The sequence below is a fragment of the Albirhodobacter sp. R86504 genome (genome assembly GCF_042466415.1).
In the GTDB taxonomy this organism is placed as follows: domain Bacteria; phylum Pseudomonadota; class Alphaproteobacteria; order Rhodobacterales; family Rhodobacteraceae; genus Albirhodobacter.
Map to the genome: position 1 here is coordinate 509,476 of NZ_JAXHCH010000002.1, position 12,441 is coordinate 521,916.

General features: G+C 58.8%; 11 protein-coding genes. 10 read left to right on the plus strand and 1 reads right to left on the minus strand.

What is annotated here, in order from left to right; all coding sequences use genetic code 11:
• Window positions 1-3: 3 nt before the first annotated feature.
• From nuoI to SJY32_RS04565, 10 genes are read left to right on the plus strand one after another with little or no spacing between them, the layout of a single operon-like run.
• Window positions 4-495 (plus strand): NADH-quinone oxidoreductase subunit NuoI, encoded by a 492-nt coding sequence (gene nuoI, locus SJY32_RS04520; RefSeq protein ID WP_376872116.1) that lies wholly within the window; start codon window positions 4-6, stop codon window positions 493-495.
• A complete protein-coding gene (locus SJY32_RS04525) occupies window positions 492-929 on the plus strand; it encodes a carboxymuconolactone decarboxylase family protein (RefSeq protein ID WP_376872119.1) in 438 nt (145 codons plus the stop codon). Before nuoI ends, SJY32_RS04525 begins: the two co-directional genes overlap by 4 nt.
• Window positions 926-1,534, plus strand: coding sequence for an NADH-quinone oxidoreductase subunit J (locus tag SJY32_RS04530; RefSeq protein WP_376872121.1), 609 nt, complete (start codon window positions 926-928; stop codon window positions 1,532-1,534). The genes SJY32_RS04525 and SJY32_RS04530 overlap by 4 nt, the downstream gene beginning before the upstream one ends.
• Window positions 1,535-1,580: 46 nt before the next feature.
• The gene (gene nuoK, locus SJY32_RS04535) at window positions 1,581-1,886 is read left to right on the plus strand and encodes an NADH-quinone oxidoreductase subunit NuoK (RefSeq protein ID WP_376872123.1); all 306 of its coding nucleotides are present in this window, start codon (window positions 1,581-1,583) and stop codon (window positions 1,884-1,886) included.
• Between the two features lie 6 nt (window positions 1,887-1,892).
• Window positions 1,893-4,031 (plus strand): NADH-quinone oxidoreductase subunit L, encoded by a 2,139-nt coding sequence (nuoL, locus tag SJY32_RS04540; protein ID WP_376872126.1) that lies wholly within the window; start codon window positions 1,893-1,895, stop codon window positions 4,029-4,031.
• A complete protein-coding gene (locus tag SJY32_RS04545; protein ID WP_376872128.1) occupies window positions 4,031-5,584 on the plus strand; it encodes an NADH-quinone oxidoreductase subunit M in 1,554 nt (517 codons plus the stop codon). Before nuoL ends, SJY32_RS04545 begins: the two co-directional genes overlap by 1 nt.
• A gap of 12 nt (window positions 5,585-5,596) precedes the next feature.
• Window positions 5,597-7,036: an NADH-quinone oxidoreductase subunit NuoN gene (gene nuoN / locus SJY32_RS04550; RefSeq protein ID WP_376872130.1), complete on the plus strand. Its 1,440-nt coding sequence runs from the start codon at window positions 5,597-5,599 to the stop codon at window positions 7,034-7,036.
• Window positions 7,026-7,790 (plus strand): biotin--[acetyl-CoA-carboxylase] ligase, encoded by a 765-nt coding sequence (locus SJY32_RS04555; protein ID WP_376872132.1) that lies wholly within the window; start codon window positions 7,026-7,028, stop codon window positions 7,788-7,790. Before nuoN ends, SJY32_RS04555 begins: the two co-directional genes overlap by 11 nt.
• A gap of 10 nt (window positions 7,791-7,800) precedes the next feature.
• Window positions 7,801-8,580 (plus strand): type III pantothenate kinase, encoded by a 780-nt coding sequence (locus SJY32_RS04560; RefSeq protein WP_376872135.1) that lies wholly within the window; start codon window positions 7,801-7,803, stop codon window positions 8,578-8,580.
• A complete protein-coding gene (locus SJY32_RS04565; RefSeq protein WP_376872137.1) occupies window positions 8,577-10,253 on the plus strand; it encodes a ribonuclease J in 1,677 nt (558 codons plus the stop codon). Before SJY32_RS04560 ends, SJY32_RS04565 begins: the two co-directional genes overlap by 4 nt.
• 296 nt (window positions 10,254-10,549) lie before the next feature.
• Here SJY32_RS04565 and SJY32_RS04570 read toward each other — a convergent pair whose 3' ends face one another.
• Entirely contained in the window at window positions 10,550-12,307 is a 1,758-nt protein-coding gene (locus SJY32_RS04570) for a DEAD/DEAH box helicase (protein WP_376872139.1), read from the minus strand.
• Window positions 12,308-12,441: the final 134 nt, after the last annotated feature.

The following is a 12,441-nucleotide window of genomic DNA, read 5'->3' on the forward strand; positions in this document are numbered from 1 at the left end:
TCCATGGCACTCGACTATACCCGCGCGGCCAAATATTTCTTGATGTTCGATTTCATCAAGGGGTTTGGGCTCGGCGTTAAATACTTCTTCGGCCCGAAGGCCACGATTAACTATCCGCATGAGAAGGGGCCTTTGTCGCCGCGCTTCCGCGGGGAGCATGCCTTGCGTCGTTACCCCAACGGCGAAGAGCGCTGCATCGCATGCAAACTGTGCGAGGCAATCTGCCCCGCGCAGGCGATCACCATCGATGCCGAACCTCGCGAAGACGGCTCGCGCCGCACCACGCGCTATGACATCGACATGACGAAATGCATCTATTGCGGTTTCTGTCAGGAAGCCTGCCCGGTGGATGCGATCGTCGAAGGCCCGAATTTTGAATTCTCGACCGAGACTCGTGAGGAGCTGTTCTACGATAAAGAACGCCTGCTCTCGAACGGCGCCCGTTGGGAAGCCGAAATCGCCCGTAACCTCGAATTGGATGCACCTTACCGATGAGCCAGGACTATTCGAAACTTTTCGCAGCGATGATCGCGCAGAGTCAGGAAATGGCTCGCGCGTTCCAGCCTGCATTGGAGAGTTTCAATGCGTCGGGCGTTGATAAGCTCTTCCCTACGATGCCCAAAGATATGCTGGAGATGTTCTTCGGCAAGACGTTCAACCGCGACGGTCTGGATGCGCGCACGCGCTTTCTTGTGACGGTGGCGGGGATGGTCGCCGTTGGCGCGCAGGGCGAGCCGCAACTGCGGGTTGCGATCCGCAACGCGATTGAGGCGGGGGCGACCCCTTCCGAGATTGCCGAGACAATTTTTCAAATGAGCATGTTTGGCGGTGTCCCCGCCATGACCCGTGCACTGGAAATCGCCCAGTCGATCTTCGACGAGACGAAGGCCAGCAAATCGGGCACTGAAACACCGGGAGAGAACACATGATGGTGTCTGCATTTATCTTCTACCTCTTCGCCGTAACGGCGGTGGTCGCGGGCTTCATGGTCGTGATCTCGAAAAACCCCGTACACTCGGTTCTGTGGCTGATCCTGACGTTCCTCGCGGCTTCGGGTCTGTTTGTGACTTTGGGCGCGGAATTTGTCGCGATGCTGTTGATCATCGTTTATGTGGGCGCGGTCGCGGTTCTGTTCCTGTTCGTTGTGATGATGCTTGATGTCGATTTCGCTGAGCTGAAAGGCGAGCTGGCGCGGTTGATGCCGCTTGGACTTGCGATCGGTGTTGTCATGCTGTTGCAACTGGGCATGGCGTTCGGCAATTGGGCACAGGCGGATGGCGCTGCGGCGCTGCGCGTGGCGCCGGTGATCGAGGGTGTCGATAACACCACCGCAATCGGCTTGCTCGTGTACGACCAGTATCTCTACCTCTTCCAAGCGTCCGGCCTGATTTTGCTGGTCGCGATGATCGGGGCGATCTTGCTCACGCTGCGCCACCGTAAGGACGTGAAGCGCCAGAACGTGTTGAGCCAGATGTATCGTCGGCCCGAAGACCAGATGAAACTTGTCGATGTGAAACCGGGGCAGGGCCTTTGATGATTTCGCGCGATTTGAAATACGGGAAAACCCCCGGAGGGACCAAATGATCGGACTTGAACATTACCTTGGCGTGGCGGCTGCGCTTTTTGTCACGGGCATCTTCGGGATTTTCGTGAACCGCAAGAACGTCATCGTCATCCTGATGTCGATCGAATTGATGTTGCTCGCGGTGAATATCAATTTCGTGGCCTTCTCGGCCTATCTCCAAGATTACGTGGGGCAGATTTTCACGCTCTTCGTGCTGACCGTCGCCGCTGCCGAGGCTGCGATTGGTCTCGCGATCCTTGTCGTGTTCTTCCGCAACCGTGGAACGATTGCCGTCGAAGACGTCAACGTGATGAAAGGCTAACGGCTCATGGAAAAGATTATCCTCTTTGCGCCGCTATTGGGGGCGCTGATCGGCGGCTTTGGTTGGCGGTTCATCGGCGAAAAGGGCGCGCAGTATGTCACCACGGGCCTGCTGTTCCTCGCGGCGCTGCTCTCATGGGTGGTGTTCCTTGGCTATGATGGCGTCTCGCAGCAAATCCCGATCCTTGATTGGGTTCGTTCGGGCGAGATGGATACCCAATGGGCGATCCGCCTCGACCGCTTGACCACGATCATGCTGATCGTTGTGACGACCGTTTCCGCGCTCGTGCACCTTTATTCATGGGGTTACATGGCGCACGACGAAAACTGGTCGCATCATGAGCATTATAAGGCGCGCTTCTTCGCCTATCTGTCGTTCTTCACCTTCGCGATGCTGATGCTCGTGACGGCGGACAACCTGTTGCAGATGTTCTTCGGCTGGGAAGGCGTGGGCGTTGCGTCCTACCTCCTGATCGGCTTCTACTATAAGAAGCCTTCCGCGAATGCCGCGGCGATCAAGGCGTTTGTTGTCAACCGCGTCGGCGATTTTGGCTTCATTCTCGGGATCGCGGGCCTGTTCTATCTGACACGCTCGATCAACCTCGACGATATCTTCGCGCAAACGGGGATGCTGGCGGAAACTCAGATGCACTTCTTGTGGACTGAGTGGAACGCGGCCAACCTTCTCGCCTTCCTGCTGTTCGTCGGGGCCATGGGCAAATCGGCGCAGCTGATCTTGCACACGTGGCTTCCGGACGCGATGGAAGGCCCGACACCTGTGTCGGCACTGATCCACGCGGCGACCATGGTGACCGCGGGCGTCTTCCTCGTCTGCCGCATGTCGCCGCTATATGAAGTCGCCCCTGAAACCAAAACCTTCATCGTCTATCTCGGTGCGACGACTGCCTTCTTCGCGGCGACCGTTGGTTTGGTCCAGAACGATATCAAACGCGTTATTGCTTATTCGACCTGTTCGCAGCTTGGGTATATGTTCGTCGCTGCGGGTGTCGGCGTTTATCCGGTCGCGATGTTCCACTTGCTGACTCACGCTTTCTTCAAAGCGATGCTGTTCCTCGGGGCGGGCTCGGTCATCCACGCGATGCACCACGAGCAAGATATGCGCAACTACGGCAATCTGCGTAAGAAAATCCCGCTGACCTTCTATGCGATGTTGATCGGGACGCTTGCGATCACCGGTGTCGGTATTCCCTTCACGATGGTTGGTTTCGCGGGCTTCTTCTCGAAAGACGCGATTATCGAAAGCGCATATGCGGGCACTCAGGGTGGTTATGCGTTCTGGATGCTGGTTATTGCCGCGCTGTTCACGTCGTTCTACTCGTGGCGCCTGATGTTCATGACATTCTGGGGCAAAGAGCGCGGCGACCATCATGCGCATGAACATGCCCATGAAAGCCCCGCCGTGATGACGATCCCGCTCGGAATTCTTGCGCTTGGCGCGATTTTCTCCGGGATGCTGGGATACGGCGTGTTCTTCGGTGATCATGATAAGGTGACGAAGTTCTTCTCAATGCCGCATCATGAAGTGGCGGCAGAGCATGGAGAGGCGGCGGATCACGCGGCGGACGCAGTGTCGCAGGATGCCGCGGTGGCCGGGACCGAAGTTGCGACAGCCCAAGATCACGGCGACGACCACGGCGCGGCGCACGGTGACGTTTCGGCCCATGGCACGGGTGAGTTTGGTGCGATCTACATGGCAGCGGACAACACTGTGATGGACGACGCGCACCACGCGCCGGCTTGGGTAAAACTCTCGCCGTTCATCGCGATGCTGATCGGTCTGTTCACGGCTTGGATGTTCTACATCAAGAACCCGAGCTTGCCGGGACGCCTCGCAGCAACCCAGCCCGCGCTCTACCAGTTCTTACTGAACAAATGGTACTTCGACGAGCTCTATGACGCGATCTTCATCCGCCCTGCCAAATGGCTTGGTAAATTCCTTTGGAAAAAAGGCGATGGCGGCGTGATCGATGCCTCCATCAACGGGATCGCGATGGGGATCATCCCTGCGCTCACCCGTATCGCTGGCCGGTTGCAATCCGGCTACCTCTTCCACTACGCCTTCGCGATGGTTCTTGGCCTCGTGGCGCTTATGTTCTGGGTCGGTTTGACCGGAGGGACGCACTAATGGATAACCTCCTCTCCATCATCACCTTCATCCCGCTGGTGGCGGCTGCGATCCTCGCAGTTGTCCAGCGCGGGGCGGGGGAGGCCGCTGATCGCAACGCCAAATGGCTTGCATTGACGGCGACCACCGCAACCTTCCTCGTGTCGCTCTTCGTTCTCGGCGGATTTGACAAATCGAACACCGGTTTCCAATTCGTTGAAGATCACACCTGGATGCTCGGCCTGCATTACAAGCTTGGCGTGGATGGGATTTCGATCCTGTTCGTGATGCTCACAACCTTCCTCATGCCGCTGGTGATTGCCTCGGCGTGGGATGTGAACACCCGCGTTAAGGAATACATGATCGCTTTCCTCGTGCTTGAGGGGTTGATGATCGGCGTGTTCGTCGCGCTGGACATGGTCTTGTTCTATATCTTCTTCGAGGCCGGCCTGATCCCGATGTTCCTGATCATCGGGATCTGGGGCGGAAAAGACCGTATCTATGCATCATTCAAGTTCTTCCTCTACACCTTGCTCGGCTCGTTGCTGATGCTGGTTGCGATGGTGACGATGTTTGCGATTGCGGGCACCACGGATATTCCGACGCTGATCAACGAGGTCCGCTTCGCATCGGATACGTTCACCGTCATGGGAATTTCCGTCGTCGGCGGTTTGCAGACGATGCTGTTCCTCGCGTTCTTCGCGTCCTTCGCGGTGAAAATGCCGATGTGGCCTGTCCACACTTGGTTGCCTGATGCGCACGTTCAGGCACCGACTGCTGGGTCGGTTGTTCTGGCGGCAATCTTGCTGAAAATGGGCGGTTACGGCTTCCTACGGTTCTCGCTCCCGATGTTCCCTGTTGGCGCGGAAGTCATGGGCAACTTTATCCTGTGGATGTCCGCAATTGCGATCGTTTACACGTCGCTCGTCGCGCTCGTGCAATCGGATATGAAAAAGCTGATTGCTTATTCGTCGGTGGCGCATATGGGCTATGTGACGATGGGGATCTTTGCGGTGAACCAGCAAGGTCTCGATGGCGCGATCTTCCAGATGCTGTCGCACGGCTTCATCTCGGGGGCGTTGTTCCTTGCGGTTGGCGTAATCTACGACCGTATGCACACCCGCGAGATTGATGCTTATGGCGGCCTCGTGAACCGGATGCCGGTTTACGCGCTGTTGTTCCTGTTCTTTACGATGTCCAACGTCGGCCTTCCTGGCACGTCGGGCTTCGTCGGGGAATTCCTCACGATCATGGGCGCGTTCCAGGCAAACACATGGGTTGCACTGGTGGCGGCGACCGGCGTGATCTTGTCGGCGGCCTATGCGCTGTGGCTCTATCGCCGCGTTGTGTTCGGGGATTTGATCAAAGAGAGCCTGAAGGCGATCACCGATATGACCTCGCGCGAGAAATGGATTTTTGCACCGCTCGTGGTGATGACCTTGCTGCTTGGCGTCTATCCGCGCCTTGTGACGGATATCATCGGGCCTTCGGTCGCCAAGATCGTGACTGACTATAACGAAGCCATTGCGGCCGCGCCTATCGGCGCAGCAGTGGCCGAAACCGCTGCGCATTGATTGGAGAAAACGATGACTCAAGCTGATTTCTCCCTCGTATTGCCCGAGTTCCTGCTCGCTGTCTTCGCGCTCGGCGCGTTGCTTGCGGCGGTCTACACGGGCAAGGATGCGGTTGCGCGTCCGGTCCTTTGGGCGACCTGCACGGTCTTCCTCGTCCTCGCCCTGATGATCGGGTTTAACCAAAATCCGGCGGGCACCGCATTTGGCGGATTGTTCGTCGATGATGCGTTCTCGCGTTTCGGCAAGGTGGTGATCTTGGTCTCCGCCGCCGCCGTTCTCGCGATGAGCGCCGATTACATGACGCGCCGCGGCTTGATGCGGTTCGAATACCCGATCCTCGTCGCGCTCTCCGTCATTGGTATGATGATGATGGTGTCGGCGGGCGATCTCATGTCGCTTTACATGGGCTTGGAACTACAGTCCCTCGCGCTCTACGTTATTGCTGCCCTGCGCCGCGATAGCGTGAAATCATCCGAAGCGGGCCTCAAATATTTCGTCTTGGGCGCACTGTCCTCGGGGATTTTGCTCTACGGTGCTTCCCTCGTCTATGGCTTCGCGGGCACAACGTCCTTCGCGGGGATCATGAGCGTGGTTGATGCAGACCATCTGTCCATGGGTGTTCTGTTTGGCCTTGTGTTCGTGATCACCGGTATGGCGTTCAAGCTCTCGGCGGTTCCGTTCCACATGTGGGCGCCGGACGTTTATGAGGGCTCGCCCACTCCCGTGACCGCGTTCTTCGCGACGGCGCCAAAAATGGCGGCAATGGGCCTTCTTGCGCGTGTGATGTTCGATGCGTTTGGCGATGTGACCGCGCAGTGGGGGCAAATTATCGCCTTCCTCGCCGTGGCATCGATGTTCGTGGGCTCGATCGCGGCGATCGGCCAGACCAACATCAAGCGCCTGATGGCCTATTCCTCGATCGCCCATATGGGCTTTGCGATGCTTGGTCTCTTGGCAGGCACGGCGCAAGGCGCACAAGCGACGTTGATCTACATGGCGGTTTACGTCGTGATGAACATCGGCACCTTCGCCTTCATCCTCTCGATGGAGCGTGACGGCGCGCCGGTCACCGATATTCGCAGCTTGGGGCAGTTCGCCAAGCGGGAACCGGTGAAGGGTCTTGCACTGCTCGTTTTGATGTTCTCTCTCGCGGGTATTCCGCCGTTTGCAGGCTTCCTTGCGAAATATGCGGTGTTCTCGGCGGCGGTTGCATCGGGCTACGTGCTCGTTGCGGTGCTCGGCGTGATCGCTTCGGCCATTGGCGCGTATTACTACCTGCGTATCGTTTACTACATGTATTTTGGCGAAGAGGGCGAGGCTCTCAACGGCAAGATGCCGATGATGCAATGGGGTATGTTGATCGGCGCCGCGCTGTTCATGTTGCTTGGCGTGGTCTCGCTGTTTGGCATCGGTGATGCTGCGATGACTGCGGCGGTTGCACTTGTCGGATAATGCCCCGATCTGGCCTGAGGATGTGGCACGCCATATCCTCGGGTCTGTTGACAGCACAATGTTGGAAGCTGCCAGACTGGCCCCGCATCTCACGGGGCCAGCTTGGATTTTAGCGCGCGAGCAAACCGCCGCGCGCGGTCGTAGGGGGCGCGCATGGCGCAGCCCGACGGGTAATTTCTGTGCGACCTATGTGATGAACCCATCCGCGCGGGGGCTCAAAAATGATCCTGCCGTGGTGGCGCTTTACTCCTTTGTCACGGCGCTCGCGCTATATGATGCGTTGGCGGATGTGATCGGCCCGAATGGCAGCCTGTCGATCAAATGGCCCAATGATGTTTTGCTGAACGGTGGTAAAATCGCGGGGATTTTGCTCGAGAACACGGGCAATGGCCATGTTTCCATCGGGATTGGTGTAAACCTGATAGCCGCGCCACCACCGAGCGATGTGGAAGCGAGGGCTGTCACGCCCGTGAGTATCGTTGGCGAAACCGGCATTTCGATCACGGCAGAGGCGTTTCTTCAAATCCTCGGCGCGGCGTTCGCGCGATATGATGCCCAGTTCCGAACCTACGGGTTCGCCCCGATCCGCACGGCATGGCTCGCGCGGGCGGCGCGGTTGGGGCAAAAAATCACTGCGCGCACCGGAACCGAGGAGACGGTGGGGACGTTTGATACCATCGACGATGGCGGCGCGCTGATCCTTGCGACATCAGGCGGGCGGAAATCTATCGCCGCAGCCGATATTTACTTTTAGGAGCGCGGCCATGCTTTTGTGCATAGATTGCGGCAATACAAATACCGTTTTCGCCGTTTGGGACGGCCATGAATTCACCGCGACGTGGCGGATTGCCACCGATCATCGCCGCACGGCGGATGAGTATTTCGTGTGGCTTTCGGGGCTGATGACGCTTAAAGGGATCAACGGGACAATTAACGAGGCGATCATCTCGTCGACGGTGCCGCGCGTCGTGTTCAACCTTCGGGTTTTGTGCAACCGGTATTTCGACTGTCGTCCGCTGGTTGTTGGCAAGCCGGAATGCGCTTTGCCGGTCGGGCCGCGCGTTGACGTTGGCACGACGGTGGGACCAGACCGGCTCGTCAACACAGTCGCCGGCTTTGATCGGTTCGGCGGCGATCTGATTATCGTCGATTTCGGGACGGCGACGACCTTCGATGTGGTGGCGCCCGATGGCGCGTATATCGGTGGTGTGATCTCCCCCGGGGTGAATTTGTCGCTCGAAGCGCTACATGCTTCCGCAGCAGCATTGCCGCATGTTGATGTTACGAAACCCGAGAAAGCGATCGGGACCAATACCGTTGCCTGTATTCAATCAGGCGTATTTTGGGGCTATATCGGCCTCGTGGAAGGCATCGTCCGGCAAATCCGGATGGAGCGCGACAGACCGATGAAGGTGATCGCGACGGGCGGGCTGGCAGAGCTATTCGATCAAGGGTTCGACCTGTTTGACAGCGTTGACTACGATCTCACGATACACGGCCTTCGGCTGATAAACGACTATAACAAAGGGCTTTTGAGCGCATGAAAGACAGACTAATCTACCTCCCTCTCGGCGGTGCCGGTGAGATCGGGATGAACGCTTATGTCTATGGCTACGGCGTCGAGGGGAAAGAGCGTCTGATCGTCATCGATCTGGGCGTCACCTTCCCTGATATGGATGGCGCGCCGGGCGTTGACCTGATCATGGCGGATACCGCTTGGCTGGAGGCGAATGCCGACCGGATCGAAGCGATTTTCATCACCCACGCGCATGAAGATCACATCGGTGCCTTGGCGCATTTGTGGCCCCGCTTGCGTAAGCCAGTTTACGCGCGCAAGTTCACGGGCCGCTTGGGGCAATTGAAGCTCGAAGAAGCTGGGATTCCGCCAGAGACGATCAACATCGTCGAGCCGCGTCCGACGACGATCGAGGCGGGGCCTTTCAAGGTTCAGTTCGTGCCGATTTCGCACTCTATCCCTGAAAGCTCTGCAATGGTGATCGACACCCCTGCGGGCCGGATTGTGCATTCGGGCGACTTCAAACTCGATGGCACACCGATCGTGGGCGAGGCTTTCGATCCGCAAATGTGGCATGACATCGCCAATGAGGGCGATGGGATCAAGGTGCTTGCCTGTGACAGCACGAACATCTTCTCGCCACAGGCGGGACGCTCGGAAGCGACCTTGCAAGCGCCGTTGACAGAGTTCATCGCCGAGCAAAAGGGCATGATCGTCGCGACGACTTTTGCGTCGAACGTGGCGCGCCTGAAAACCCTTGCCGAGGCCGGTAAAGCAGCGGGGCGGACGGTTTGCCTTCTTGGCCGCGCGATGAAGAAGATGGTGAGTGTCGCCGAAGAAACGGGCGTTCTCTTGGGGATGCCGGGAACGGTACCGGCCGAGGAGGCCGTCAACGTACCGCGCGGCAATTTGATGCTGATCGTCACAGGTTCGCAAGGCGAGCGACGCGCCGCCTCCGCTCAGCTCTCGCGCGGGAAGTATCTCGGGCTTGAGATGAAAGAGGGCGATACGTTCTTGTTCTCGTCCAAGACCATCCCGGGCAATGAGCGCGGCGTGATCCGCATCATGAACGCGTTTTCCGAGATGGGCGTGGATGTGGTTGATGATCGCAACGGCCTTTACCATGTGTCGGGCCACGCGAACCGCCCCGATTTGGAGGCGGTGCACGACCTGCTCAAGCCGAAGATCCTGATCCCGATGCACGGCGAGCATCGCCATCTGCGTGAACATGCGAAAATCGCGATGGGCAAGGGGATTCAATCCGAGGTCGCGACCAATGGCACGATGCTCGATATCACGCATGACCGTCCCAAAGTCGTCGAATACATCGAAGTCGGCCGCACCTATCTTGATGGCAATTGCCTGATCGGGGCGCTCGACGGGGTGGTGCGGGATCGTATCCGTATGGCCTTGAACGGACATGTGGTGGTTTCGATCATCATCGATGAAGAGGATGTCCCGTTGGGCGATGCTTGGGTCGATATGTCCGGCCTCGCGGTCAAGGGCCGTTCGCGCAAGCCTTTGGCAGAGTTGGTCGAGGATGAGCTGGCGGAGTTCTTGGAACGCGCACCGGCCAAGCTCGTTGCGAATGATGCGAAGCTGGAGGAGGGCGTGCGCCGCGTCGTGCGTCAATTGTCGATGGAAGAAATCGGCAAAAAGCCGGAAGTCTCGGTGATTATTTCGCGGCTGGCCGCAGAGTAACACGCTGGCGACAGGCCGAAACGAAATCGGAAAAGGGGGGCTTCGGCCTCCCTTTTTGTTTTATGGGCGCAGGGTTTGGTCTGGCTATCTTCGGCGCATCAGGTGGGGGCGGGGCATCATGCCTCGCCGCGTGGCGTGGTGGCGCGCGATCGTCTGAAAACCGCCGGTGGCACAAGGCTGTGGGCATCCGTCAGGTGCGTACTGAAACGAGATTTTGCTCGTGCTGCTTACCGATATACGAACGCCGCCCGCCCTTTTGGGGCGAGCGGCGCTTTGCATCTAATTGGTCGTGGCGCTTAGCTGCCGGACGTCTCGTCTTCTTTCGTGAATTTTGGCACGAAGGGACGCAGGATGAAGTCAGGCACATGCTCGCCCATCCCGACAACCGCGCGACCGTTGTCGCGGTGCCCGCGATTGTTATCGCGATTGCCACTCTCACGATTGCCAGTATCGCGATTGCTAGTCTCCCGATTGGAAGTCTCGCGGGGCCCAGCGTCGCGGTTGTTGTGCTCACGGGTCCCGTGATCACGACGCGTATCCCGCGCGTTTGTCTCGCGCTCTGCGGCGGGTGCCTCTTGCGTTGCGGCGGCGCTCACCTCTGCGACCTCGGCGGCTTTCGCCTCCGAAGAAGACCGTCCGCCGCGTGACCGGCGCGAACGTGCGCGCTTGGGCGCAGCCTCCGCCGCCTCGGCGGTAGTGGTCGTTTCGGTCGCTGGCGCCGCGTCTTGCGCGGTGGTCACCGCGGTCTCGTCGGTTGCGGCAACAGCCTCGCTCTCATCGCGGCGATTGCGCGAACGCCCGCCGCGCGTGCGCGAACGGCCTTCACCGCGGTCGCCGGCCTTTGGACGTTCTTCGGCATCGTCGCGCGGCGTGCGCGCGGGGGCAGGGCGCTCGAGCGTCGAGAAGCCCTCTGGCAACTCACCGCGCGGGATTGGCTGCTTCACGAGCTCCTCAATCGCCGCGAGATATTTCGCGTCCGCAGGCGTGGACAGCGTGAAGGCAAAACCCTTACGCCCAGCGCGCCCCGTGCGGCCGATCCGGTGGACATAATCCTCCGCATGGCTTGGCACGTCGAAGTTGAACACGTGGCTCACGGACGGCACGTCAAGGCCGCGCGCCGCGACATCGGACGCAACGAGAAACCGCAGGCTTCCCTCACGGAAGCCGTCCAAAGTGCGCGTGCGCTGGCTTTGATCGAGGTCGCCGTGGATCGGTGCTGCATCATAGCCGTGCGTTTTCAACGATTTCGCAACGACATCGACATCCATCTTGCGATTGCAGAAGATGATCGCATTGGTGCAGGTATCGCCTTCTTGCTCGATCAGCTTGCGCAAGAGATCCCGCTTTTGCTTTGCGGCAGTGTCGCGGCGCGAGGCGGTCAGCTCGATCAACTTTTGGGTGATGTTTTCCGAAGTTGTGGCCTGACGGGCGACTTCGATACGGGCCGGCGCGTGCAGGAACGTATTGGTGATACGTTCGATCTCCGGTGCCATCGTCGCAGAGAAGAACAGCGTCTGGCGCGTGAACGGCGTCATTTGGAAGATCCGCTCAATATCGGGGATGAACCCCATATCGAGCATCCGGTCAGCCTCGTCGACGACCATGATCTGAACACCGGTGAGCAACAGCTTGCCGCGTTCGAAATGATCGAGCAGACGGCCTGGCGTTGCGATCAAGACGTCTACGCCGCGGTCAATGAGCTTGTCTTGTTCGCCAAAGGACACGCCACCGATCAGCAAAGCTTTCGTCAGTTTGGTGTTTTTGGCGTAGATATCGAAATTCTCCGCGACCTGTGCGGCGAGTTCGCGCGTGGGGCAAAGCACCAACGAGCGCGGCATCCGAGCACGGGCACGACCGCGCGCGAGCAGGGTAATCATCGGCAGCGTGAACGAGGCCGTCTTGCCGGTGCCGGTTTGCGCGATGCCGAGAACATCTTTGCCTTCCAATGCGGGCGGGATCGCTCCGGCTTGGATAGGGGTCGGGGTTTCGTAGCCCGCTTCCGCGATGGCGGAGAGAACCTTCGGGTTAAGGTTTAGGTCGGAAAACTTGATCATATGCGTCCTTGGTTGCGCGAAACGGTCCATCGTTGGACTGCGCGAAATGGAAGGGGACGCAAGGCTTCGGGCGTCCCGGGCAAAACCGCCGGTTTGCGGTTGCCTTTCCCCTAATGCAAAATCGCGCAAAGGTC